Source organism: Marinimicrobium locisalis, assembly GCF_039822625.1.
Classification (GTDB): Bacteria; Pseudomonadota; Gammaproteobacteria; order Pseudomonadales; family Cellvibrionaceae; genus Marinimicrobium; species Marinimicrobium locisalis.
In genome coordinates this window covers 57,545-80,667 of record NZ_JBDLLG010000005.1, presented here as the reverse complement: position 1 = coordinate 80,667, position 23,123 = coordinate 57,545, and the positions used below count along the sequence as shown (strand labels likewise).

The following is a 23,123-nucleotide window of genomic DNA, read 5'->3' as shown; positions in this document are numbered from 1 at the left end:
TGGAACGCCATGACTGACCCAAAGGATCCGAAAACACGAGTTTCGCCCAAGAAACCGTTGCCGCCCAAGGACGAGACTGTATTCGCTCCTCCGAAGGCCAAGGGCACGGCCCCAAAGGGCGAACCCCAAGCCGACGCCACTCGCTACGTGTCTCCGGCTCAGCGACAGCGCCGCGGTGCCGCCGATGCCACCGTGGTGAACCCGAGTGCGCGTACCGTTGTGGCGCGTAAAAAAGAGTCACCCCGTCCGGAGCAGCAAACCTCCGCCGCCGCACCTCACGGGTTGCTCAAAAACCGTTTTATGCTGCAAGACGTACTCGGTGCCGGGGGCATGGGGGTGGTCTACAAGGCCAAGGATCGCCTGAAGGTCGAGGCCCAGGACCGAGACCCGTACGTGGCGATTAAAGTCCTGAGTGACGAGTTCCGCTCTCATCCCGAGGCGTTTATCGCCTTGCAGCGCGAGTCGCGCAAAACCCAGCGTATTGCCCACCCCAACATCGTGAACGTGCACGATTTTGACCGGGATGGCGATACGGTTTTTATGACCATGGAGTTCCTCGATGGCAAGCCGCTGGATAAGCTGCTTTCGCAATATCGAGGGGTCGGCCTGCCGAAGGAAGACTGTCTCAAAGTTCTGGAGGGCATCTGCTCGGCGCTGGAGTATGCCCACGCCGAGAATATTGTTCACGCCGACCTGAAACCCGGCAACATCTTCGTCACCAACCGGGGTGTGCCCAAGGTCTTTGATTTCGGCATTGCCCGAGCGGTCGCCAAGGCCGAGCGAACCGATGACAACCTGGAAGACAAGACGGTCTTTGATGCGGGCAACCTGGGGGCATTGACCCCGGCCTATGCCAGCCTGGAAATGCTGGAAGGCTCGCCCCCGGATCGCCGGGACGATATCTACGCCCTGGGCTGCATCGCCTACGAGATATTCTCGGGGGAGCATCCTTATAACCGTGTTCACGCCGATGACGCGGCCCGGCAAAAACTGCGGGCGAAACGTATACCCGGTTTAAACAAGTATCAATGGCGCGCTATTGAAAGTTGTCTGGCGTTTCGGCGTGAAGATCGAATGGCCTCGGTAACCGCCTTTTGGAAAGCGTTCACTCACAAGCGGGTAGCGACGCTCAAATACGCCGTGGGGGCACTGGTGGTATTGGGGTCAATGGCGGCCGCGGCCTATCAGTACCGCGCCGAATGGATGCCGCAGTTCTCCGAGCAGGAAGTGCGTTCGGAAATCGAACAACAACTGCGCCTGGAAATGCAGAAGGAGTCTTTGCTGGCGCTCATGGCGAACGCCTCTTTTACCCCTCGCTGGGAGGAGAACCTCTGGCAAAGCTATAGCGAACTAAAGGAGACGTTGGGTAAGGCGGCCCCGTGGATGGAGACTCAACGAGCCACCATCTATCAAAATTACCTCGATCAGATTGGCGAGCGCTTGGCAGGGGATGAATTTGACGTGACCCAACGGCTATTGAGCAACGCCCATCGCTACACGGACGATGCGTCGGCTCTGGAGGCGCTCCAGCAACAGGTGGCCGAGGCGATTGAACAGGCCAAGGAAGAAGAACGTCGGGAGCGGCTGGCACGCCAAGAGGCACAGGCCCAAGCGGTGAAGCAGGAACAGCAGCGGGCCCGGCAGGTAAAAGTCGATCACGCATTCGAAACCGCCTTGGCAACGGTCGACCGGCAGTTGGCCTGTCGGCAGCAGTTGAACATGGAAGACCTCAATGTCGCCATTAAAAAGTTGCGCGAGCTGGACCCAAAGCGTTACCGGGGGCAGGAAAGCCGGATCGTTACCAACTTGGCCAGCTGTATCGAAACCATTGGTTCGACCTTTCCCGATCGGGCGATGACGTTCAAACAACAAGCGATGCAGACCTTTCCCCGCAGTGCGCAAATCGCCGGAATCGCAATCGAAGCCAGGGATCCTTGTGACGCGTCCCTGGCTGGTGCGGGTAACCGAGGGCCTCGGGCGAGCTGTCGTGACGCCGTGGCCGGTGTGGGTACCGGGCCGACCATGGTGGTCATTCCTGGGTTTGGCGGGCGCCCCCCTTACGCCATTGGGCAGGAAGAAGTGAACGTTGAGGAGTACAACCATTACTGTCGCGCCACCGGCTGTGAGCCGCTGACCCGCCATGCTGAAAAATGGCCGGTTACGGACGTCAGCTTCGAGCAGGTGGAACAATATGCCGAGTGGTTAACGGAAAAAACCGGCTATCAATACCGTTTGCCTACAAAAGAGGAGTGGCGCCACGCCGCCAGCGCAAATGGCTCCCCTCCCGACCCGAACCGCAACTGTCGGTTTGAGTCCCGGGGTATTCAACGCGGCGGGTCCCTATCGCGGGCCGGAGTCGGCCAGCAGAATCGATGGGGGCTGGTTAACTACCTGGGCAACGCCAGAGAGTGGGTTTACGCCGGTGGCCGGAAGATGGCGATGGGTGGTTCCTACGAGACTCCCATGGATGAATGTACCCTCAGCCGGGAAACCGTTCACTCCGGGCAGGCGGACGCCACCACCGGCTTTCGCTTGGTGCGGGAGTTGAAATTAGATTAAGGCTTGATTCATGAACACAGAAATTGCAATGCAAAGAGTTCATCAGTTAGTGGACGAGTACAATGACCATCAGCTATCAACGGCCGACTACCGGCTCCGTCGTCGGCAGCTGCTCGTTCATATTGATGCAAATGTTAACGGTGTGCCGCCGCAGAGCGAAACGCCGACTGATTTAATCACTTTACGAAAATCCAACTAAGTCGAGGGTAGAGTATGGACTTCATTCGCTTTTTTCAGGTGGGTGGTCCCTTCATGTGGGCAATCCTTTTTATCATGGCCATTGGCCTGGCTATTGTGCTGGACCGGTTTTTCTATCTAAACCGAACACAAAAGTCGATCAACCGGGTTTGGCAAAAGCTGGCGCCCATGCTCAAGGCGCAGGACTTTGAGCGGGCCTCACAGTCGCTGACCGACTTGAGAGACCCTCTGGGCCGGGTGCTGAGCTATGGTTTTTCCCGTTTTAAGGGCTCCCCCAAAAGGGACCTGATCGAGTCCGCGATGGAAGAAGGCGTCATGGAAGTTGTGCCGGAAGTGGAGCAACGCACTCACTACTTGGCTACCCTGGCCAACGTGGCCACGCTTTTGGGCCTGCTGGGCACCATTGTGGGGTTGATTCAGGCCTTTACCGCCGTGGCGGAAGCCAACCCCGCCGATAAGGCTGAAATGCTATCGGCCAGTATTTCCGTGGCCATGAACACCACCGCATTCGGACTTTGTGCGGCCATCCCCCTGCTGCTGTTTCATTCTTACCTTGCCACCAAGGCGAGCCGCGTGGTCGACAGCATTGAAACCTCAGCGGTGAAGTGTTTGAACCTGATGGTGCGGGAGTAGAGCGATGCGAATGCGCCGCAAGCGCCAGAGCGTGGAAGCCGCCGAGCTTAACATCACCGCGTTCATGAACCTGATGGTGATCTTGGTCCCGTTCTTGTTGATCACGGCGGTGTTTTCACGCATGACCGTGCTGGAGCTGAACCTCCCCTCCCTGGACGGGGCGGCGGCATCCGAGCAAGAGCAGGTTGACCTGCAACTTCAGCTTATCGTCCAGGACTCCTACTTGGCCCTTAGGGACGCCAACCTGGGGTTGATTAAACAAATAGAGCGCACCGGCGACGAGCAGCAGTGGTCCCAACTGCGGGAACTGCTATTGGAGCTGAAAAGGCGCTTTCCGGAAGAGACCGGTATCGCCTTGCTGCTATCCCCCTCGGTCTCCTATGACATGATGATCCAGTTGATGGATAGGGTCCGGAGCGCGGAACAAGTACAGCTTGGAACGCTGGAGCGGGTCGAACTGTTCCCGGATATCTCCCTGGGAGATGCCCCCGACGAACAGGGAGGAAGCGCATGAAAACCTTGAGCCGAAGAGCGCGTCGTATTCAGCGGCGCCAGGGGTTGCGGAAGGTTCCGGGCCTCAATCTGGTGTCCCTCATGGACATCTTCACGATCTTGGTGTTCTTTCTGTTGGTCAACGCCTCCAGTGAAAGCGACATTCCGAGCCAGAAGGTGCTGACGCTGCCCGAATCCACAGCGGAGACGAGCCCCGAGCAAACGCTCCGGGTCATTATTACCCCCGAGGACATTTTGTTGCAGGGTGAGCGGGTAATGGCCACCGCGGATATCGACTCGAGCTCGAGCGATTCCTCGGGCCTGGCGCCCCTTGAAGAAGCCTTGGCTTACCGACAGTCGTTGGCGGTCCTGCCCGATACTACCTTGACGGTAGTGGCCGACCGGTCGGTGCCTTATGCGGTGGTCAGAAAAGTGATTCAGACCAGTCGTGAGCTGAACTTTGAGCGCATCGCCTTCGCCGCAAGCCAAGTGTCCACCAATCAGAGATCCGAGAGTACTGAGGGAGCCACGCCCTGACTATGTCTTCAACGACCGACACACTCGATTACAGTGCTCTGGTAACCCAGTGGCAGCCTCAGGGGAACCGGGACACCGGTTACCTGCGCTGGCTCTGGGGCTGCGTGATAGTTGCGTTTCTGGTAGCCATCACCCTGTCACTGGTGGACGTGCCGGAGCCCGAACGTACCACCCGGGCGGATATCCCCGAGCGGGTGGCCCGCTTTATGGTGGACCAGCCCAAACCCCCGCCGGAGCCGCCGCCCAAACCCGAGGAAAAGCCCAAGCCGCTACCGGTTGTGGAGCCCGAGCCCGTGGTCGAACGGGAGAGGCCGACCGAGGAAAGCCGGGAGCCGGTGACCGAAGAGCAACAAGCCGCCCGGGAAGAGGCGGAACAGTCGGGGCTGCTGGCCATGGGTGACAAGCTCGACGGGCTAATGGATACCTCCGGGGTAGACACCATGCTGGGAACCGAAAGCTCCGGCGGAGCCGGCTTGGGCACCAGTGCCGCTGGCTACGGCGAAGGCGACCTGGCCGCGGCCAGTGGCCGCACCCAGGCCTCGGGCGTGGATGGAAACAACGTCAACGTCGAGGGCAATGCGCTGGCCAGGCGTGAAATCGCCAGGGTGGAAACGCCGGACTCCGCCGCCGACTCAGGCGGTGGTCAGAGCGAGCGCACTCGCGCAAGCTTTGCCGAGACCGGCCGAACTGACGAAGAAGTCAGCCTTGTCTTCGATCGCAATAAAGGCGCGCTGTACTCACTTTATAACCGCGCACGGCGGCGTACGCCCGGGCTCCAGGGGCGTCTGGTGGTTGAAGTGACCATCGCCCCCTCCGGGGAGGTCACCGCGGTAGAAGTGGTCTCGAGTGAACTCAACTCGCCGTCACTAGAGCAACGCATACGGGCGCGGATACTGCAGTTCCAGTTTGAACAGAAGCAGGCGGAAACCATCACAATTATTTATCCCATCGACTTCCTTCCATCGTAGCGCTTTAAACAGCGCAGCCCAGGAAGAAAAAAGGTAGAGGGGCGCCCCTTTGATGAGATGAAAGGGGCGCCCCTCGTCGTTTAAAAGTCGCGGTTGGCGCAATAAGCTTCGTCTGATGATTTTTTGGCCGCCAAAAAAGTTGAACTAGTTCACATTAAAAATGAGATTTTTCCACTTTTAAGTGACGTCGTTCTCGAAGTGAGGAAAAAGCGCTTTAAATTTGATTGTGCGGTTGTTCGTGCCATTTTTATTGGATATTATCTCTCCCGGATAGCAAGATTGAAGCGCTTTCCACTGAGAGTTTTTGAAGTGAAGGCGTTGCGGAGTTAAACCGTCGCATCGTCGAAACACTGAAAAGAATTTCCCGGTTCGGGAAGCACTGACAAACTTGGTATTCATAAACAGCAACGCAAGGAGACTAAACAATGGCAATTTATCTTGAATACGAAGGCATCAAAGGAAACGTAACAGCGGAGGGTTATAAGGACCACATTGCTGTTCAGTCCCTGTCTTTCGGTGTAGGTCGCGGCATCTCCATGGAGCCCGGCAACCTGTCCAACCGTGAAGCAACTCGTCCTACCGTAAGCGAAGTGACCCTGACCAAAGTGGCTGACAACTCAGCAACCGCTCTGTTCAAGGAAGCCGTGACCGGTTCCGCGGGCAAAAAGGTTACCATCAAGTTTGTACAGACCGGTGCCGATAAAGTCACCGAGTACATGGACTACGTTCTGGAAGACGTACTGGTCAGCGGTTACCAGATTTCCGGCAGCGGAGACGGTGACCCGGTAGAAACCATCTCTTTGAGCTTCTCGAAGGTCATGGTTAACTACAATGACTTCGACAAGTCTAACAAGTCCTCCAGCCCGCAGCGCGTGGGTTACGACTTGACTACCGCCAAGCCGCTGTAAAGCGCATTTTGCTCCGGGGGTTCCCCGGGGCATCATTATTTATTCGCCAGAGCTACCGCAGCTCTGAAAACAAGGAACGATACCGCGCCAGGTTGCGTGGCTAAAGGGTTGCTAAGTCTATGGGGCAGCTTACTCAGGAAAATCGTCTGGTCGCGATCAGCGACTTTTCCCTCGGAAAAGATACATTTCTCGTCAAAGCCCTGAAGGGTACAGAACGGGTGTCGGACGTCTATGCGTTCACACTGACCCTCGTGTCCGAAAAGCTGGATATCAAAGCGAAGGACGTAATGGGGAAGCTGGGTTGCGTCACAATCCAGGATGGGAAAGAGCGTGAATTCTCCGGGCACGTTGACCAGTTCACGGTCGGCCAAGTTGAGGACGATAACCTCAGAACCTATACCATGGTGCTCAAGCCGTGGTTATCCTTTCTGCAGTACTCCAATAACCACCGAGTCTTTCAAAACAAGAACACCAAAGATATCGTCAGCGAAATCTTCGCCGACCAGGGCTTGAAGGATTTCGACTTTCGCGCCGAAGGCGGCGCCGTCAGAGAGTACTGCGTCCAGCATAACGAGAGCGACCTGCACTTTGTGCGGAGGTTGCTGGAGGAAGACGGTATTGTCTTCTTCTTTGAACATACCGGTGGCAAACACAAACTGGTGTTGGTGGATCAACCCAATGCCTACCCCACCTTGCCCGACAGCGACCTGGAGTACTCTCTGGGCGTCTCGCCGGGTCGGCAGATTCATAAGTGGGAGCACCGCTACCAATACCACAAAGGTACCTGGTCCCTGACGGACTTTGACCTCACTGAACCGGACAAGTCGCTTCTGGATTCGGCGCAAAGCCAAAGTGACTATGCCCGTAACGGGCAATTTGAACACTACGAATACCCGGCCTTCTATAACCTGGCCGAGCCGGACCTAATTCCCAAACTCAGAATGCAAGCCGAAGAGGTCGAAAGAGACCAAGTCTTTGGTAAGTCAAACTGCAGCCAGCTTCTGGCCGGGGGAAAGTTCTCCCTCGCCAAGCACGAATCCAGTGCGGAAAAGGGAACCTACACCCTGCTGGAAGTTGAGCACGAAGTGCTCGACCAAACCCAAACCACCGGTGGCGAAGCGGACCAGAAGTACCAGAACAAATTTATTTGCGTGCCCTCCGATACGGTTATTCGGCCCAAGCGCCTGCACCGCCGGCCCGTAATGCCCGGCCCTCAAACGGCATGGGTGGTGGGCCCGGACGGTGAAGAAATCTACATTGACGATTACGGTCGTATTAAAGTCCAGTTCCACTGGGACAGAGAAGGCCAGCGCAACGAGGACAGCTCCTGCTTCCTCCGGGTCGCTCAGTCCTGGGCCGGCAACCAATGGGGCGCGTCGTTTATTCCCCGAATCGGCCAGGAAGTGGTCGTGGACTTCGTCAACGGCGACCCGGACCGGCCCCTGGTTACCGGTGCGGTGTACAACGCCAAGAATCGTCCGGTCTACAGCTCGAAGACCCAAAGCGGCATCAAGTCCCGCTCCACCAAGGGCGGCGGGCCGGACAACTACAACGAATTCCGTTTTGAAGACAAGAAGGGCGCGGAGCAAGTCCTGCTTCACGCGGAAAAGGATTTTGATACCGAGGTTGAGAACAACCAGACGCTGACCGTCGACAATGACCGAACCAAAACTGTTCGTAACGATGAGACCTCTCTGATTGAGAATGATCGGACCAAAACGGTTAATAACAACCAGAGCGAGACCATTGGTAAGAACAAGACCATTGACGTGGGTAAAGACCACCGAGAGGTCATCGGCGCTAACAAGCAGCTCGAGGTAAAGGAAAACCACTCGGAAGTCATCGGTAAGGACATGTCGGTAACGGTCAAGAAGGACTTGACCGAGTCGGTGGAAGGCAATTACAGGGAGTCGGTCAAGAATGAATACTCGCTCGATGCCAAGGTCATCAACCTTCAGGCTGGTGACGAAATTACATTGAAAACCGGGTCTGCGATGATCCAGATGAAAAGCAACGGCGACATTACGATCAGCGGTGCGAACATCAATGTTAAGGGCTCTGGAAACGTCGTGCTCAAAGGCAGCAAGGTAACCAGCAATTGACCGAAAGGTTGGGATGGTGAGTGGAATGACGGAAACCTCGTGGCGTGAGGCCGACGCGCCGGAAGGTGCTGAGGTCCCCGAGCAAGATTGGCCCCAGGGCGAACTTCTGCTGGGCACTTTGGTGGACCTTGATGAGCAGGGTTTGCCCTGCGTGCGGGCGACCTATAAAGGAGCCACCCATCGGCTGATCGCGACCCCGGCGGTGCGTGTGACTCGCGAATCTCTCGGTCGCCAGGCGGTCATCATGTTTGCCGGTGGTAGTATTCAGTCGCCGGTGTTGCTTGGGTTTGTGCGCTCGCCGCTGGATATGGCGCTTGAAGAGTTTACAGGCGAAACCGAGCAAGAGACGTCCGGCCCGATGGAAGCGGAAGTGGACGGTGAGAAAACGGTTATCGAAGGGAAACAGCAAATTGTGTTGCGCTGTGGTGCCGCCAGTATCACCTTGACTGAATCGGGAAAAATTGTATTGAGAGGCGAGCATCTAGTTAGCCGCTCCAGCGGGGTGAACCGGATACTGGGTGCCTCCATTCAGATGAATTGATGGGCGAGGGATATGCTCCAGCTTGATAACAGCACTCCCTTCGAGGCGGAGTTGTCGGTACTGAATGATGAGAGCGGGGTAGATACGCTTTACGTTATTGTAAAGGCAACGTTCGAGGACCGGGGTGGTTGGACCGTCTCCGACGATCCTCATGAGGTTTGGCAGGGCGACACCTATTATGGTGAGCCCGGTGCTTCCAGCCTGCGTTACCCCAGTGAGCAACACTTGGGGAAAATGGCCACCGATGTTCTGGTGGAAGGCAGTGCTTGGGGAAGAGAGGCCAAGGCGGTTTGCCGCCAACCAGTGAGTGTGGCTGTGGGCTCTTTGAGCCAGGAACTGGCCGTTTTTGGGGACAGGGTCTGGCGGCGCGGCGGCATTTCGTTACCAGAGCCCTTTGTGAGCATGCCGATTCGCTACGAGCATGCTTACGGCGGCTCGGTCCAACGGGACGGGCGCTGGATAGTGTATGACGAGCGCAACCCCGTGGGCCGGTTCGCGGTAGGTCGTTTCTCTGCAGAGGACGTAGAGGAAGAGCCCCTACCCAATATTGAACATCCTCAGGCGTTGTTGCAGTCGGTGAGTGATAACCCTGAGCCGGTCGGTGTGGGAGCGGTGGCGCCTAGTTGGCTGCCGAGAACCCGCCATGCCGGAACCTATGATCAACAGTGGCGTCAGACGCGCGCTCCTTTTGCGCCGGAGGATTTTTCCCGGCGCTTTTTTAATGTGTCAGCCCCCGGGCTTATGTACCCGGGGTGGATGGAAGGCGGGGAACCATTCTCGCTTGAGGGTATGCACCCGGAGGGTGCTTGGCAGGGCCAAGTCCCAAAGGTCAACCTTTCGGTAAAAGCTGCTCGTGGTGGAGATGTTTCCGCCCTGGAGCCGCGACTGGAGACGCTTTTTCTGGAGCCCGAGCAACGCCGCCTGGCAATGACATGGCGTGCTCAGATTCAGTGCCCCAAGAAGGTGTTGGATGTTGAGTCGGTTCACGTAGCTCTGGGCCGAACGTCTTGGTAGTGGCGCAATTTGCGTAAAATATAAGGATCAGGTTTATGGCACAAACGACCTTCGCCAACGGACGCGGCATTGCTCACAAAGGCAGTGGCGGCATGAGCACCGTCTTCCCCGACGTGTGCAAGACACCGATCGGGTCTTCCATTGTCCCCATACCCTATCCCAACATTGGTCAATCCTCCGATACCGCAAAAGGGCCAAAATCCGTAACGGTGGACGGCGAAATGCCGATGGTCAAAGGCGCCGTCTATAGTAAAAGTAGCGGGGACGAGGCCGGCGTAAAAAAGGGAATTATCAGCGGCAAGCACAAGGCCGAGTGTGAATACATGATGTATTCTTTCGATGTAAAAATGGAAGGAAAGAATGTCTGTCGCATGGGTGACCCCCTCTACCACAACAAGAAAAACATTATGGGTTAAGCGGGCATGACGGCGGCCATCAAAAATATTAGCGCACCGGACTTGGGCTTCGAGTCTCAATTTGACGACTATGTCGATGAAAGCGCGTTCCTCTGGTTATTGCGCTCCCGCGCACTGTATCAGCCGCACTACTCTCCCAACGACTTGGCGGAGCTGGAGAGCCGGATCGACAGCCAGCTCCTGGCCCTCTCAATGGCGCCGGAATCTGCATGGCGGTCCTGCCAGAAAGCACTGCTGCTGAATGAGCCGGGGGAAGTGTTCACCGCTTCGGTAGTGGCGTTTCAAAGTCTGGATGTGAACCGCATTCAACGTGCGGTTGAGGCCGCCAGCGATACGCCGGCGGGGTTGTCGGCGCTGGTTTCTGCTCTGGCCTGGATGCCGGGTCGTTATTGCCACGAGTGGCTCAAACGGTTTCTCACGAGTAAGGAGATGGACCACAAACGTTTGGCGCTGTCGGCCTGCATTGCTCGAGGGGAAGATCCCTGCGATTACTTGACCCGTATACTGCGGCGGGAGGACTGTCGGGAAGATGAGGCCCTGTACGCTGAAGCGGTTAGGGCGGCCGGTGTTTTCAAGCGGCGGGATCTGTCGCCGTTTATTGCGGAAGCGCGAGAGACGGAGGTTACCCCGTTGGTGTTCGCCGCGAATAAGGCCGCGATATTGTTGGGTGACCGGCGAGCCGCACTGGGGTTAACGCCCCTGGCAGTGGCGCCGGGGCCTTTTCAGCGTGAAGCATTGAGCCTGGGGGCTCGAGTGTTACCCGCGAGTGAAGCTAAACGTTGGATCACTCAGGTGCACCAGGGTCCTGAGCGGGGGGCGGACAGTTCGGTGCAGGACCCCCGTCTGGCGATACAGGCCGCGGGGGCTCTTGGCGATCCGGAGGTGATTCCCTGGCTATTGGGCTGTATGAAGAACGCCGTGCTCGCCCGAGTGGCGGGTGAAGCGTTCTATCAGATTACCGGCATCCATCTGGAGGAACATGAACTCAGCCATCGTTTGCCGCAATTGACGCACGATGAATCCGAGGATGATCCGGCCACGCCGGTTCCCGCACCCGATGAGGATGAACATCTGGCCTGGCCCAATTCGGAAAAAATCACCATGTTCTGGCACACAGTCAAGCATCGGTTTGAGCCGGGTCAACGCTATTTGCTCGGTCGTCCGGTGTCGATGGAGCACGCCCGTTGGGTCTATCAAAATGGTTATCAGCGCCAACGTCGAGCGGCCGCACTCGAATGGGCGCTGCTTGAGCCCATGCGTCCGCTACCCAGTCTTGAGCTGCGACAGGAGGCTCTATGACATCTAGGCGGGTACTGTATCTCGCTGGAAGCGGGATGATTACCGCCATTGGTGGGTCCACCGAAATGGTCTGGGCCGCCGCCGGGGCGCAGGTCAGTCGCTACGCGACCAGCGGCTATTTTACCGGTAACCGGAAGCTGATTATTCAGGCGCTGGTGCCCGATCAGGCGCTGCCCGATCTGCCGCGCTGTCTCGAGACCTACCCCTCATTGTCGTTGCGAGAAAAGCGCATGTTGGCCATGTCTCGCGTGGCGGCGACCCAGGCGCTTCAGGCTTACGGGAAGGACGAGCCGATACCGGTGTTGTTTGCAGGCCCGGAATCCTACCCGGGAATAAACTCCCAGGTCAGCAAGGGATTCTCCCGTGCCTTGTTTACTGAACTGAAACACTTACCCATTGCGGCGGCGCAAAGCCGCAGTGTCAACATTGGGCGGCCGGCGGCGATCGAGGCGATCAAGCTGGCGTTTCACTATGCCTATGATATCGGTCACCCCAGCGTTTTGGTGGGCGGGGCGGACAGCTACCAGCTCTCGCCCCTGCTGAAGCTGTTGGATGGTCAGAAGCGGCTCTCGGCGCAGAATTTGGACCCGCATTCGGGGAGCGATTCCTTTGCCCCCGGAGAGGCGGCGGGCTATTTGTGGCTGACCTCTGATCCAGCGCAGGCGCTGCAGCACGGTGGCCGGCGGGTAGTTTTGTCCGAGCCGGGCTTCGGTCATGAGGTGGGGCACTGGTTCAGCGAAAAGCCCCATCGGGGCGAAGGGCTGGATCAAGCCTTCAAACAGGCCATTGCCGGGGGCTTCTCGGGCAAAACCATTAAGAATATCTACAGCAGTGCGAATGGCGAGCGCTTTTGGGGAAAGGAACTGGGTGTGGCGATGACCCGTAGCCACCACAACTTTAACGACCCTAAAGTGCACCACCCGGCGGAGTTCTATGGGGATATCGGGGCCGCCACCGGCGCGGTGCTGATCGGCCTGGCGAGCCAAACGGCTCTGCACCTTCCGGGCGATGACACCCACCTGGTCTACGGTTCCGCGGACCAAAGTTACCGTGGAGCTATCTGCCTGCGCTCCGAGCCGGTGGCCGCCTGACCCTTACCGTTCGCGGCGTTCCCGCGCTCGGTCGGTAATGGTCCGGCTGTTGCGGGCGGCGTCCACCCGTTCTCTGGTGCTCCTTTGGAAATTTTGCTGGCTGCGCTCCGGTTGGCGGTGTTGGCGCTCCCGGGCGTTGTTTCGGCGCTCCTGCCGTTCGTTCCGTGGGTGGCGGTCAGTTCGGGTGCTGTGGCGCCGTTCATTAACTTGGTTGGGCTCCCGGCGCTGCTCCCGCTGTCGCTCTGCACGGTTCTGCTCGTCTCGGCGTGCGTTCAGAGGTTTCTTTCGGTTTTCGTGGCGCTCCAGACGTGGCGGTTTTCTCTGGTTGGCTCGGTGCTCTGGTTGGGATTGCAGCCGGCGTTGCAGGCTGTCCGTCCGGTGGCGGCGCTCGGTGCTGGCTGGTTGAGCCCGTTGCGCCCGGCCCGGGGTGGTGTATTTGTGGCGAACGTTGGTATGGCGATACTCGACGCCGTGGCGGTGGGCCGGGTCATGGCGCCAGCGTTTGGCTTTTTTGTAGCGCACTACGCTGCGGCTGGAGTGAAGCCGTGGTCGTTTGTGGCTGTGGTGGGTATCAATGACCACCGTGTGGTGATTGCTCCAGTGAAAACCGCTGAAGTAAAAGTCGTGGTGATCAATCCGTGCGCCGAAGCTCCAGAAGATGCCCGAATGCCAGTAGCCGCGGGAAGGGCGGTGCCAAACCGACGGTGGATGGTGGTGCCAGCGCCAGGGGCCGTAGACCACGCGCGTGTCGTAGTAGGGGAGGTAGATAACTTCCGAGACCCGAGGCTCCACAATAATGGTTTTGCGCTCCACCACCACTGTCTGATGTTCCGTGGTTTCCAGGTGGCCGGAATCGTAGGCTCTTTGGCGCAGGTCCTGAATACCTGCCAGCACGGCTTCTTCATTGTGCAGGAAGGCATCCCCCAGGCGTTGCGTCCAGTCCAGGTCATCGCTCATGCGCTCGAGCAAATGGGGAAAGGCCACCAGGGCTTTGACGCTGGGGTCCCAGGGCTCATGTTCGACCGCGCTTACGGCCGCTCCACCGTCTTGGCCGGGATGCCGTTGCGTCCACCGGTGGGCCTGAACCACCTCCAGGGGATAGGTGCTGGCGATCAGCACATGGGAGAGGACAGTGTCGGGGTAAAGGGCCACCGGCGCCAGTAGCTGGTTCAGCTCGGCTTGGGTGTAATGGCTGTCCTCGGCCAGCGAGCCCAGGCTCAATAGCAGCAGGAGCAGCGTCGCCCCGAGTGTGTGGGTCACTTTTTGGGTCTTCATGGGGTGTCCTCCCGGAAGTGGTGCTCGGTTTTGCGAGCATTCCTCTCCGTTATAGCCCCGAACGGCTTAACCAAAGCTGAATGTCGTAGGTTAACAGATCAACGGCGAGCTTTCCGCACCAACACCGAACGGGGTGTGGCGCCCCAAAATGAATGCCAGTCCGGTTGTGCTTGAGGAAATTTCTTGGAAGCGCGCTGGTCGGTTGGTGTACAATTCGTCTCCATTTTTAATTCCCGGCGGGCTGTTTCCTGGCCTGTCGCCCTTCTCAGGATGTGTTCATGTTTGACAAAACTCAGACGATTGCCGATTTTGACCCCGAAATATGGGATTCCATCCAGAATGAAAGCCGTCGCCAGGAAGAGCATATTGAACTGATTGCCTCGGAGAATTACACCAGCCCGCTGGTGATGGCCGCCCAGGGTACCAAGCTGACCAACAAGTACGCCGAGGGCTACCCCGGCAAGCGCTACTATGGCGGCTGCGAATATGTGGACCAGAGTGAGCAACTGGCCATCGAGCGGGCCAAGGCGCTGTTCGGCGCGGACTACGCCAATGTTCAGCCCCATTCCGGTTCCCAAGCCAACTCCGCCGTCTACGCGGCGCTGTGTAAGCCGGGCGATACCATTCTGGGCATGAGCCTGGATGCCGGCGGGCACTTGACCCATGGCGCCAAGCCTAACTTTTCCGGCAAGGTCTACAACGCGGTTCAATACGGCCTGAACCCGGAAACCGGTGAGCTGGACTATGAAGAAATCGCCAGCCTGGCCCGCGAGCACAAGCCGCGCATGATCGTGGCCGGCTTCTCGGCCTACTCGCAAGTGATCGACTGGCAGAAGTTCCGCGATATTGCCGATGAAGTGGGTGCTTACTTACTGGTGGATATGGCCCACGTGGCCGGCCTGGTGGCCGCCGGGGTGTACCCGAGTCCGGTGCGGATTGCCGATGTCACCACCTCCACCACCCACAAAACCCTGCGTGGGCCCCGCGGAGGCATCATTCTGGCCAAGGCCAACGAAGAGATTGAGAAAAAACTTAACTCCGCCGTCTTCCCCGGCGGTCAGGGCGGCCCCCTGATGCACGTAATCGCCGCCAAGGCCATTAGCTTTAAAGAAGCCATGGCGCCGGAGTACAAGACCTACCAGCAGCAGGTAGTAAAAAACGCCAAGGCCATGGCGTCCACCTTTATTGAGCGCGGCATCAAGATCGTCTCCGGTGGTACCGAGAACCATTTGATGCTGGTGGATTTGATCGGCAAGGAGTACACCGGTAAAGATGCCGATGAGGCCCTGGGTCGTGCAAACATCACTGTGAACAAGAACGCCGTCCCCAATGACCCGCGCTCGCCGTTCATTACCTCCGGGCTGCGGGTGGGAACCCCCGCTATTACCACCCGGGGCTTTGGGGAGGATGACTGTAAACAACTGGCTCACTGGATGTGCGACGTTCTCGACGCGCTGGAAGCCGGCAACGCCGACACCGTGATCGAAGAGGTTAAAGGCAAGGTGTTGGACATTTGCGGCAAGTTTCCGGTTTACGGCCACTGATTCGCGGCGGCGCGCGGCGCCGAAACTCCCGCGGATGGTCGGATTAGCTAGGCGTAATCCGACATTTTAGCTCCCAAGGGTGCTGTGGGCTCATGCTTCTCGCCGCGACCGGCCGGACGGCCACGGCCCTGTGGCCGTCCGGTTGTGCAAAAAGTGCGCAATGTCGCTTGCAACCCCCCATCAAACTCCCTAGAATAGCCGCCCCTAACCGGTCGGGGCCCTTTGGCTTCGGCCACTCCTTGCTTCACTCCGAGCGTTTTCGGGGGAAGCTTTCACCCGTAAGGAGCAACAATGCGTCATTACGAAATTGTCTTTATGGTCCACCCGGACCAGAGCGAGCAAGTGCCCGGTATGATCGAGCGCTACACCGCCAGCGTTAAGAACACTGGTGGTCAGGTTCACCGCCTGGAAGATTGGGGTCGCCGTCAGATGGCTTACTCCATCAACAAAATCCACAAGGCCCACTATGTACTCATGAACGTCGAGTGCACCGATGAGGCACTGGAAGAGTTGACCACCAACTTCCGCTATAACGATGCCGTTCTGCGTAACCTCGTGATTCGCGAAGACGAAGCCATCACCGAAGATTCTCCCATTCTGAAAGCGGACAAAGATGCCCGCGAGCGTACCGCCAAGCAAAGTCGCCCGGCGCGCCGCGAAGAGAGTAGCGAGAACACTTCTTCTGAGGAGAGCAGCAGCTCGTCTGAAGAGAAGTCTGAAGCCGCAACGAAGTCTGAAGCCGCAACCGAGAAAGAAGGGGAATAAGAGATGGCACGTTTTTTCCGTCGTCGCAAGTTTTGCCGTTTCACCGCCGAAGGCGTGAAACACATTGACTACAAAGATCTGGAAACACTGAAAGCGTACATCACCGAAACCGGCAAGATTGTACCCAGCCGTATTACCGGTACCAAAGCCAAGTATCAGCGCCAGCTGTCCTCAGCCATTAAGCGTGCTCGTTACCTGGCCCTGATTCCGTACACCGACAGCCACGAGTAAATCGCGGCCGTCAATCGGTTGAAGGAGTGCGACATTGCGAGCGCTGGCTGACTTTATTTTGCGCGGTCGCTTGCAAGCCACGGCGGTGGCCCTGATTGGTAATTGGGTCCCGCTGCTGACCCCCGCCACGGTGGCTCTGGTCACACTGCGCGTGGGACGAAACAACGGTCTGCTGATTTTGCTGTGGGGCCTGTTGCCCTCACTGCTGCTGCTCGGCTTTAGTCAGATTGCCCCGGCAGTCGCCACTGCGGTGGTTGGAGGGGTAGTGCTCACCTACTTGGCAGCGCTGTTTTTGGGGCGCGGCACCGGGTGGGCAACCTGCCTGATGGGCATGGTGGCCCTGGCGACATTGTTCGCCCTGACCCTGGGTGCCTTGGCACCCTCGGCGGTGGAGTCGGCGGTGCAGAGCTGGAACCAGCTCAGTGATGAGATGGCCAGCTCGGCGGACGCCGAACCAATCACGTACGGCGCCGCCTTTGTGTTGGGGTTGCTCGCCTACGGGATGGCATTCCCCGCCGCGGTCGGGTTGATGATCGGGCGCTGGTGGCATTCGCTGGTGGCCAATCCCGGCGGCTTTGGGGCTGAGTTTCAAGCGCTTAAGCTGCACCCGGTGCAGGCGATAGTGTGCATGGTGGCCTCCCTGTACTGTCTGTTTCAGGGGCTGGAGTACGCCCTGTGGTCGACGCTGTTTGCCTTCCCGCTTGTGGTGCAAGGGGTGGCGATGATGCATCGGCTGGTGGCCATCAAACGCTTGGGCACTCAGTGGCTGTTTGTGTTTTACGCCGTGTTGGTGCTGTTGGAGCCGGCCACCCATTTGTTGGCAGTGTTGGCATTTCTGGATACATGGCTGAATTTTCGCGAGCGGGCAAAACCCCGGGCCTAAGTGCCCCCTGCCTTGCTCGCCGGATCATACAACTTAGAGGGTATACGAGATGGACGTTATTCTGCTTGAGAAAGTGGGCAAGCTTGGTGGCATTGGTGACCAAGTTGCCGTTAAAGCCGGTTTCGGCCGCAACTTCCTGCTGCCGCAGGGCAAAGCGATTCCGGCCACGCCGGAAAATGTTAAGGAATTTGAAGCGCGCCGCGCCGAGCTCGAAGCGGCCGCCGCCGAGAAGCTCAGCGGAGCGGAAGCTCGCGCCGCCAAACTGGCCGACGTCAGCGTGACCATCGCTGCCAACGCCGGTGACGAAGGCAAGCTGTTCGGCTCCGTGGGTACACGCGATATCGCCGAAGCCATCACCAAGGCTGGCGTTGAAGTGAGCAAAGCCGAAGTGAAGCTGCCCCAGGGCGCGATTCGCGAAATCGGTGAGTACGACATCGACGTGCAGGTGCACGCCGAGGTGACTCAGACTGTCAAGCTGAGCGTGGTGGCCGAGTAAGCCTACACTCAGGGGCGAGCCGGACCGGCTCGTTCGGTGACAAATCTGACGAATTCGGGCACTATCGACCCTCCGGGGAGCGATCGATAGTGCCCGTTTTTGTGTGCGACCAACTGCGTTGAGATTCCATGTCTGACTTACCGCTGGATACCCCGCCGGAGGACGAAGCCTCCGCGGCCAAAATGCCCCCACCTCACTCGGTAGAGGCCGAGCAGGCGGTGCTGGGCGGACTGATGCTCGACAATAAGCGCCTGGAAGCGGTGCGTGAAGTCGTTTCCGATAAGGACTTTTTCCGGGACGATCACCGACAGATTTTCCGCATGATGTGCGACCTGTCGGAAGAGGATCAGCCCCTGGATGTGATCACTCTGTCCGAAGAGCTGCACCGCCACGACGAGCTTGAGCGCGTCGGGGGGCTGGGTTACCTGACCGAGCTGGCCGCCAACACCCCAAGTGCCGCCAACATCCTGGCGTACGCCAATATCGTGCGAGAGCGTTCCACGCTTCGGCAACTGATCAGCGTGGCCCAGGAAATCAGCAAGTCCGGCTACAACCCACTAGGCTTGGATGCGGATGACCTGCTGCAAATCGCCGAAAAGCGGGTGGCGGAAATTGCCGAGGATCGGCCCAAAGAGGGCGGCCTGCTGGAGCTGAACGAGCTGCTGAAAAGCACCGTCCAGCGCATTGATGAGTTGTTTCGCTCCGGCAGTGATCTCACCGGCGTCAGCTCCGGCCTGGAAGACTTGGACAAACGTACCTCCGGCTGGCAGCCCGGGGAGCTGATTATTCTGGCAGCGCGACCCTCAATGGGTAAGACCGCGCTGGCATTGAATTTCGTGGAATCCGCCATCTTTACCCAGAGCCGGCCGACGTTGGTGTTCAGTATGGAGATGCCCTCCGCCTCGCTGGTGATGCGGATGATGTCCTCCATCGGGCGGATTGACCAGGGCAAGATTCGTAACGGTAAGCTCACCGAGGAGGATTGGCCCAAACTCTCCGCCGCGGTCAGCAAGCTCAAAGACAAGCTTCTGTTTATCGACGATACCCCCGGCCTCTCCCCCACGGAAATGCGCGCCAGGGTGCGTCGCGTCGCCCGGGAACACGGCAACCCGGGCATGATCATGGTGGACTACCTACAGTTGATGCAGTTGAGTGGCCCCAGTGAGGGCCGGACCCAGGAGGTCTCGGAAATCTCCCGCTCGCTCAAGGCCATGGCGAAGGAGTACGACTGCCCGGTTATCGCCCTCTCTCAGCTCAACCGGGGGGTGGAGCAGCGCCCCAACAAGCGGCCAATGAACTCGGACCTGCGGGAATCGGGCTCGATTGAGCAGGATGCGGATGTGATTTTGTTTATCTATCGGGATGAATACTACAATGAGGATAGCCCGGACAAAGGGGTCGCCGAGCTAATTGTCGGCAAACAGCGTAATGGCGAAGTCGGTACCAGCCGGGCCGCTTTTATCGGTAAATATACGCGCTTTGAGAACCTGGCCCCGGAATATATGCAGCAGGACGACTTCTAACCTCTCAAGTGAGAGGAAAGCCGCCCCGGCCCGGGGCTGGTGCGAGAGGGCCAGCCCCTGGCCAAAGATTGTACATGGCGTTTCGAGCGTGTATTATCTCGGCCCCACTCTGGGTAAAATGGTAACACCCGGCTTGTCTCGGGTGCTGGGATCAAGCACATCACATCGCCTTCGAAACGAGCCAGTCATGCAGGTTTTTCACCAGATCCAGTCGTTGCGCAAAGCGCTGGCCGAAGAGCGTCGCCAAGGCAAGCGTATCGGTTTTGTGCCCACCATGGGTAACCTTCACGAGGCGCACTTGGCACTGGTGAAGCAGGCTCAGGGCGAGTGCGATTGCGTGGTGACCAGTATTTTCGTCAACCCTTTGCAGTTTGGGCTCAATGAAGACTGGGATAAGTACCCCAGAACCCTGGAGGCGGACACCGCCAAACTGGAGTCGGTGGATTGCGATTACCTGTTTTGCCCGGACGAGACGGAAATCTACCCCAACGGCATGGCAGAGCAGACCCGGGTTGTGGTCCCTTCAATGACGGATGTGCTTTGTGGCGCCAGCCGCCCCGGCCACTTCGAGGGCGTCACGACCGTAGTGACTAAGCTGTTTAATATCGTCCAGCCCGACGAGGCTGTATTTGGCGCCAAAGACTTTCAGCAACTGGCCGTCATTCGTCGTATGGTGGAAGATCTCTGCCTTCCCGTTGAGATTCGCGCCGGCGTCATTGTGCGCGAGAGCGACGGCCTTGCGCTTAGCTCGCGGAACAGTTTTATTGGAGAAGATGAGCGCCCGACGGTGTCTCAGTTATATCGGAGCCTGTGTTGGATTCGGGACCAGGTTCAAGAGGGCCGGCGGGATTACCTCGTCTTGGCTGAAACGGCGAAGGAACAAATTCAGGCAGCGGGTTTCAGGCCCGACTACGTCAGTGTGCGCAATAGTCACACCCTGGACCCGGCGGCGGATGATGACGCCGATATTACCATCCTGGGTGCCATGTACACCCGGGGGGCACGCTTGATTGACAATGTATCCCTAGTGTTGGACGCTTAGGTCCACACCGAACACGGGAGAAGCTTATGCTTTCAACCCTGCTGAAAGGCAAACTGCACATGGCCGCGGTGACACAGGCCGAACTTTGGTACGACGGCTCCTGCGCGATTGATCGCGACTTGGTGGAGCTGGCGGGTTTGCGCGAATTCGAGCAAATCGACATTTACAACGTCAACAATGGCGAGCGGTTTACCACCTACGTCATTCTTGCGGATGCGGGCTCGGGCACCATCTCCATGAACGGCGCCGCCGCGCGCAAGGTTCAGGTGGGCGACAGGGTGATTATTGCCAGCTACGGCCACTACAGCGAGGCGGAGCTGCTCAATCACAAGCCCCGCTTGGTTTACCTGGACGAGTCAAACCGCGTCGAGCGCACCTCAAACACCATCCCCACGCAAGTGGCCTAGCCTGTCGAACCCCCAGCCGGGCCACCCGCCCCGGCTGGGGGCCTCTTTGCCTCCCTCCCGCTCTTCAACTCCATAAAGCGTTCCCAGGCGGGTGGGCTGGCGTCTGGGCCACGTTCTCCGTGGCCAATCTCGTGAACTGCTGTTAAGCTTAATTTTAAAGCTATGCGACATCGTCTACAGTCACTAGTGGGCTGAGTGTTACCGAATTAGCGGCGCAGCCCACTGGATAATCGACATCAGCAAGCGAGGCCATTCATGTCCGAACAACACCTGTACCCTGTTCCCGAGACCTTCAAGAAGCAAGCCGACATCGATGCCCAACGGTATCGGGAAATGTATCAGCGCTCGGTGGAGGACCCTGACGGTTTCTGGGCAGAGCAGGCCGAGGCCTTCCTCACCTGGGATAAGCCCTGGGACACGGTGTGCGAGAGTGACCTGCGCAAGGGCGAAATCGCCTGGTTCAAGGGCGGCAAGCTCAATGTCAGCGTGAACTGTGTTGATCGTCACCTGGAAACCCGCGCCGACCAGGTCGCCATTATCTGGGAGGGTGACGACCCCGCCGAAGATCAAATGATCACCTACCGCGAGCTGTCGACCGAAGTGAATCGCCTGGCGAATCTGTTGCGCGAACGGGGGGTGAAAAAGGGCGACCGGGTATGCATTTACATGCCCATGATTCCAGAGGCCACCTACGCCATGCTGGCCTGCGCCCGAGTGGGCGCGGTTCACTCGGTGGTGTTTGGAGGCTTTTCTCCCGATGCCCTTAAGGACCGCATTCTCGATGCCGACTGTCGCGTCCTGATCACCGCGGATGAGGGGGTCCGGGGTGGTAAACGGATTCCCCTGAAAGCCAATGCGGAGAAAGCCCTGGACAACTGCCCGGACGTGCACACCTGTCTGGTGGTGAAGCGTACCGGCGCCGACATTGCGTGGAAGGAAGGTCGGGATATCTGGTACGACGACACGGTAGAGAGTCAGCCGGATGACTGCGAGCCGGAAATGATGGACGCCGAAGACCCGCTCTTTATCCTTTACACCTCGGGCTCCACCGGCAAGCCCAAAGGCGTAATGCACACCACCGGCGGTTATTTGCTGCAGGCGGCCATGACCCACAAGTACGTGTTCGACCACCAGGAAGGGGATGTGTACTGGTGCACCGCCGATGTGGGCTGGGTGACCGGCCACACCTATATCGTCTACGGGCCGCTGGCCAATGGCGCGACCACGGTGATGTTTGAAGGGGTGCCTACCTACCCGGACGCCTCCCGCTGCTGGCAGGTCGTGGATAAGCACCAAATCAACACCTTCTATACCGCCCCCACGGCGATCCGAGCGCTGATGGGCGCGGGCGATAAGTGGGTCACAGAAACCTCGCGGGAGTCCCTAAAACTGCTGGGCACTGTGGGCGAGCCCATCAATCCGGAGGCCTGGGAGTGGTACTATCGAGTGGTGGGCGAGGGGCGCTGTCCCATTATGGATACCTGGTGGCAAACGGAAACCGGGGCCCACATGCTCACCCCGCTGCCCGGGGCCACCGACCTTAAGCCCGGTTCGGCCACTTTGCCGTTCTTCGGTGTTCAGCCGGTGCTGCTGGATAACGAGGGCAATGAAGTCAAAGGCGCCGGTTCCGGCAACCTGGCCATCAAGGCTGCCTGGCCCAGCCAGCTGCGCACCGTCTACGGAGATCATCAACGCTGCATCGACACCTACTACAGCGCTTACCCGGGGTATTATTTCACCGGTGATGGGGCCCGCCGTGACGAGGACGGCTACTACTGGATTACCGGCCGGGTGGACGATGTACTGAATGTTTCCGGTCACCGGATGGGGACCGCCGAGGTGGAAAGCGCCCTGGTGCTCCACCCCAAAGTCTCCGAAGCGGCCGTGGTGGGTTACCCCCACGACATCAAGGGGCAGGGCATCTACGCTTATGTGACCCTCATGAGGGGCGAAGAACCCAGTGACGAGCTGCGCAAGGAGTTGGTGGACCTCTGCGTGAAAGAGATCGGCTCCATCGCCAAGCCGGACATTATCCAGTGGGCACCGGGCTTGCCCAAAACCCGCTCGGGCAAAATCATGCGGCGTATTCTCCGCAAAATTGCCGCGGATGAACTGGACAACCTGGGGGACACCTCCACACTGGCCGACCCGACAGTGGTGGATGACCTGATCGAAAACCGGGGCGGCTAACCGCTTGGT

23 protein-coding genes are annotated in these 23,123 nt (G+C 58.6%); 22 read left to right on the top strand and 1 reads right to left on the bottom strand.

The window, feature by feature from the left end; translation table 11 throughout:
- The first annotated feature begins 9 nt into the window (after positions 1 to 9).
- From AAE514_RS05010 to AAE514_RS04950, 13 genes are all read left to right on the top strand, one after another.
- The gene (locus tag AAE514_RS05010; protein WP_347330419.1) at positions 10 to 2,559 is read left to right on the top strand and encodes a bifunctional serine/threonine-protein kinase/formylglycine-generating enzyme family protein; all 2,550 of its coding nucleotides are present in this window, start codon (positions 10 to 12) and stop codon (positions 2,557 to 2,559) included.
- A 10-nt stretch (positions 2,560 to 2,569) separates the two neighbouring features.
- The gene (locus tag AAE514_RS05005; protein ID WP_347330418.1) at positions 2,570 to 2,758 is read left to right on the top strand and encodes a hypothetical protein; all 189 of its coding nucleotides are present in this window, start codon (positions 2,570 to 2,572) and stop codon (positions 2,756 to 2,758) included.
- Positions 2,759 to 2,772: 14 nt separating this feature from the next.
- The gene (locus AAE514_RS05000; protein ID WP_347330417.1) at positions 2,773 to 3,390 is read left to right on the top strand and encodes a MotA/TolQ/ExbB proton channel family protein; all 618 of its coding nucleotides are present in this window, start codon (positions 2,773 to 2,775) and stop codon (positions 3,388 to 3,390) included.
- 4 nt (positions 3,391 to 3,394) lie between these two features.
- Positions 3,395 to 3,904 carry an ExbD/TolR family protein gene (locus AAE514_RS04995; RefSeq protein ID WP_347330416.1) on the top strand — a complete coding sequence of 170 codons (510 nt, stop codon included), beginning with the start codon at positions 3,395 to 3,397 and terminating at the stop codon, positions 3,902 to 3,904.
- Positions 3,901 to 4,419: an ExbD/TolR family protein gene (locus AAE514_RS04990; RefSeq protein ID WP_347330415.1), complete on the top strand. Its 519-nt coding sequence runs from the start codon at positions 3,901 to 3,903 to the stop codon at positions 4,417 to 4,419. Before AAE514_RS04995 ends, AAE514_RS04990 begins: the two co-directional genes overlap by 4 nt.
- A gap of 2 nt (positions 4,420 to 4,421) precedes the next feature.
- Complete coding sequence (locus tag AAE514_RS04985) at positions 4,422 to 5,387, top strand: AgmX/PglI C-terminal domain-containing protein (RefSeq protein ID WP_347330414.1); 966 nt, start codon at positions 4,422 to 4,424, stop codon at positions 5,385 to 5,387.
- A gap of 425 nt (positions 5,388 to 5,812) precedes the next feature.
- Entirely contained in the window at positions 5,813 to 6,295 is a 483-nt protein-coding gene (locus AAE514_RS04980) for an Hcp family type VI secretion system effector (protein WP_347330413.1), read from the top strand.
- Positions 6,296 to 6,414: 119 nt separating this feature from the next.
- Complete coding sequence (locus tag AAE514_RS04975) at positions 6,415 to 8,397, top strand: type VI secretion system Vgr family protein (protein ID WP_347330412.1); 1,983 nt, start codon at positions 6,415 to 6,417, stop codon at positions 8,395 to 8,397.
- Positions 8,398 to 8,422: 25 nt separating this feature from the next.
- Entirely contained in the window at positions 8,423 to 8,938 is a 516-nt protein-coding gene (locus tag AAE514_RS04970; RefSeq protein ID WP_347330411.1) for a DUF6484 domain-containing protein, read from the top strand.
- Positions 8,939 to 8,950: 12 nt separating this feature from the next.
- The gene (locus tag AAE514_RS04965) at positions 8,951 to 9,952 is read left to right on the top strand and encodes a DUF2169 family type VI secretion system accessory protein (protein ID WP_347330410.1); all 1,002 of its coding nucleotides are present in this window, start codon (positions 8,951 to 8,953) and stop codon (positions 9,950 to 9,952) included.
- Positions 9,953 to 9,987: 35 nt separating this feature from the next.
- Positions 9,988 to 10,368 (top strand): DUF4150 domain-containing protein, encoded by a 381-nt coding sequence (locus AAE514_RS04960; protein WP_347330409.1) that lies wholly within the window; start codon positions 9,988 to 9,990, stop codon positions 10,366 to 10,368.
- Positions 10,369 to 10,374: 6 nt separating this feature from the next.
- A complete protein-coding gene (locus AAE514_RS04955; RefSeq protein WP_347330408.1) occupies positions 10,375 to 11,667 on the top strand; it encodes a TIGR02270 family protein in 1,293 nt (430 codons plus the stop codon).
- Entirely contained in the window at positions 11,664 to 12,758 is a 1,095-nt protein-coding gene (locus tag AAE514_RS04950; protein WP_347330407.1) for a hypothetical protein, read from the top strand. The genes AAE514_RS04955 and AAE514_RS04950 overlap by 4 nt, the downstream gene beginning before the upstream one ends.
- Positions 12,759 to 12,761: 3 nt before the next feature.
- On the opposite strand, the gene AAE514_RS04945 is transcribed toward AAE514_RS04950, so the two are convergent.
- The gene (locus tag AAE514_RS04945) at positions 12,762 to 14,033 is read right to left on the bottom strand and encodes a DUF3300 domain-containing protein (RefSeq protein WP_347330406.1); all 1,272 of its coding nucleotides are present in this window, start codon (positions 14,031 to 14,033) and stop codon (positions 12,762 to 12,764) included.
- 278 nt (positions 14,034 to 14,311) lie between these two features.
- Between AAE514_RS04945 and glyA the strand changes: the two genes are divergently transcribed.
- From glyA to acs, 9 genes are all read left to right on the top strand, one after another.
- Positions 14,312 to 15,577, top strand: a complete 1,266-nt coding sequence (glyA, locus tag AAE514_RS04940; protein ID WP_347330405.1) for a serine hydroxymethyltransferase — start codon at positions 14,312 to 14,314, stop codon at positions 15,575 to 15,577.
- Between the two features lie 291 nt (positions 15,578 to 15,868).
- Positions 15,869 to 16,342, top strand: coding sequence for a 30S ribosomal protein S6 (rpsF, locus tag AAE514_RS04935; RefSeq protein WP_347330404.1), 474 nt, complete (start codon positions 15,869 to 15,871; stop codon positions 16,340 to 16,342).
- A 3-nt stretch (positions 16,343 to 16,345) separates the two neighbouring features.
- Positions 16,346 to 16,573, top strand: coding sequence for a 30S ribosomal protein S18 (rpsR, locus tag AAE514_RS04930; protein ID WP_027328467.1), 228 nt, complete (start codon positions 16,346 to 16,348; stop codon positions 16,571 to 16,573).
- A gap of 34 nt (positions 16,574 to 16,607) precedes the next feature.
- Positions 16,608 to 17,456: a YybS family protein gene (locus AAE514_RS04925; protein WP_347330403.1), complete on the top strand. Its 849-nt coding sequence runs from the start codon at positions 16,608 to 16,610 to the stop codon at positions 17,454 to 17,456.
- A gap of 49 nt (positions 17,457 to 17,505) precedes the next feature.
- Complete coding sequence (gene rplI, locus AAE514_RS04920) at positions 17,506 to 17,952, top strand: 50S ribosomal protein L9 (protein ID WP_347330402.1); 447 nt, start codon at positions 17,506 to 17,508, stop codon at positions 17,950 to 17,952.
- 182 nt (positions 17,953 to 18,134) lie between these two features.
- Entirely contained in the window at positions 18,135 to 19,475 is a 1,341-nt protein-coding gene (dnaB, locus tag AAE514_RS04915; RefSeq protein ID WP_430623879.1) for a replicative DNA helicase, read from the top strand.
- Positions 19,476 to 19,662: 187 nt separating this feature from the next.
- Complete coding sequence (gene panC, locus AAE514_RS04910) at positions 19,663 to 20,517, top strand: pantoate--beta-alanine ligase (protein WP_347330400.1); 855 nt, start codon at positions 19,663 to 19,665, stop codon at positions 20,515 to 20,517.
- A 26-nt stretch (positions 20,518 to 20,543) separates the two neighbouring features.
- Complete coding sequence (gene panD, locus AAE514_RS04905; protein ID WP_347330399.1) at positions 20,544 to 20,924, top strand: aspartate 1-decarboxylase; 381 nt, start codon at positions 20,544 to 20,546, stop codon at positions 20,922 to 20,924.
- Between the two features lie 255 nt (positions 20,925 to 21,179).
- A complete protein-coding gene (gene acs / locus AAE514_RS04900; RefSeq protein ID WP_347330398.1) occupies positions 21,180 to 23,114 on the top strand; it encodes an acetate--CoA ligase in 1,935 nt (644 codons plus the stop codon).
- Positions 23,115 to 23,123: the final 9 nt, after the last annotated feature.

Excerpts from the sequence above, each read along its gene's own strand:
- AAE514_RS05010 (WP_347330419.1), top strand. The coding sequence starts at position 10 with ATGACTGACCCAAAGGATCCGAAAACACGAGTTTCGCCCAAGAAACCG.
- AAE514_RS05005 (WP_347330418.1), top strand. The coding sequence starts at position 2,570 with ATGAACACAGAAATTGCAATGCAAAGAGTTCATCAGTTAGTGGACGAG.
- AAE514_RS05000 (WP_347330417.1), top strand. The coding sequence starts at position 2,773 with ATGGACTTCATTCGCTTTTTTCAGGTGGGTGGTCCCTTCATGTGGGCA.
- AAE514_RS04995 (WP_347330416.1), top strand. The coding sequence starts at position 3,395 with ATGCGAATGCGCCGCAAGCGCCAGAGCGTGGAAGCCGCCGAGCTTAAC.
- AAE514_RS04990 (WP_347330415.1), top strand. The coding sequence starts at position 3,901 with ATGAAAACCTTGAGCCGAAGAGCGCGTCGTATTCAGCGGCGCCAGGGG.
- AAE514_RS04985 (WP_347330414.1), top strand. The coding sequence starts at position 4,422 with ATGTCTTCAACGACCGACACACTCGATTACAGTGCTCTGGTAACCCAG.
- AAE514_RS04980 (WP_347330413.1), top strand. The coding sequence starts at position 5,813 with ATGGCAATTTATCTTGAATACGAAGGCATCAAAGGAAACGTAACAGCG.
- AAE514_RS04975 (WP_347330412.1), top strand. The coding sequence starts at position 6,415 with ATGGGGCAGCTTACTCAGGAAAATCGTCTGGTCGCGATCAGCGACTTT.
- AAE514_RS04970 (WP_347330411.1), top strand. The coding sequence starts at position 8,423 with ATGACGGAAACCTCGTGGCGTGAGGCCGACGCGCCGGAAGGTGCTGAG.
- AAE514_RS04965 (WP_347330410.1), top strand. The coding sequence starts at position 8,951 with ATGCTCCAGCTTGATAACAGCACTCCCTTCGAGGCGGAGTTGTCGGTA.
- AAE514_RS04960 (WP_347330409.1), top strand. The coding sequence starts at position 9,988 with ATGGCACAAACGACCTTCGCCAACGGACGCGGCATTGCTCACAAAGGC.
- AAE514_RS04955 (WP_347330408.1), top strand. The coding sequence starts at position 10,375 with ATGACGGCGGCCATCAAAAATATTAGCGCACCGGACTTGGGCTTCGAG.
- AAE514_RS04950 (WP_347330407.1), top strand. The coding sequence starts at position 11,664 with ATGACATCTAGGCGGGTACTGTATCTCGCTGGAAGCGGGATGATTACC.
- AAE514_RS04945 (WP_347330406.1), bottom strand. The coding sequence starts at position 14,033 with ATGAAGACCCAAAAAGTGACCCACACACTCGGGGCGACGCTGCTCCTG.
- glyA (WP_347330405.1), top strand. The coding sequence starts at position 14,312 with ATGTTTGACAAAACTCAGACGATTGCCGATTTTGACCCCGAAATATGG.
- rpsF (WP_347330404.1), top strand. The coding sequence starts at position 15,869 with ATGCGTCATTACGAAATTGTCTTTATGGTCCACCCGGACCAGAGCGAG.
- rpsR (WP_027328467.1), top strand. The coding sequence starts at position 16,346 with ATGGCACGTTTTTTCCGTCGTCGCAAGTTTTGCCGTTTCACCGCCGAA.
- rplI (WP_347330402.1), top strand. The coding sequence starts at position 17,506 with ATGGACGTTATTCTGCTTGAGAAAGTGGGCAAGCTTGGTGGCATTGGT.
- dnaB (WP_430623879.1), top strand. The coding sequence starts at position 18,135 with ATGCCCCCACCTCACTCGGTAGAGGCCGAGCAGGCGGTGCTGGGCGGA.
- panC (WP_347330400.1), top strand. The coding sequence starts at position 19,663 with ATGCAGGTTTTTCACCAGATCCAGTCGTTGCGCAAAGCGCTGGCCGAA.
- panD (WP_347330399.1), top strand. The coding sequence starts at position 20,544 with ATGCTTTCAACCCTGCTGAAAGGCAAACTGCACATGGCCGCGGTGACA.
- acs (WP_347330398.1), top strand. The coding sequence starts at position 21,180 with ATGTCCGAACAACACCTGTACCCTGTTCCCGAGACCTTCAAGAAGCAA.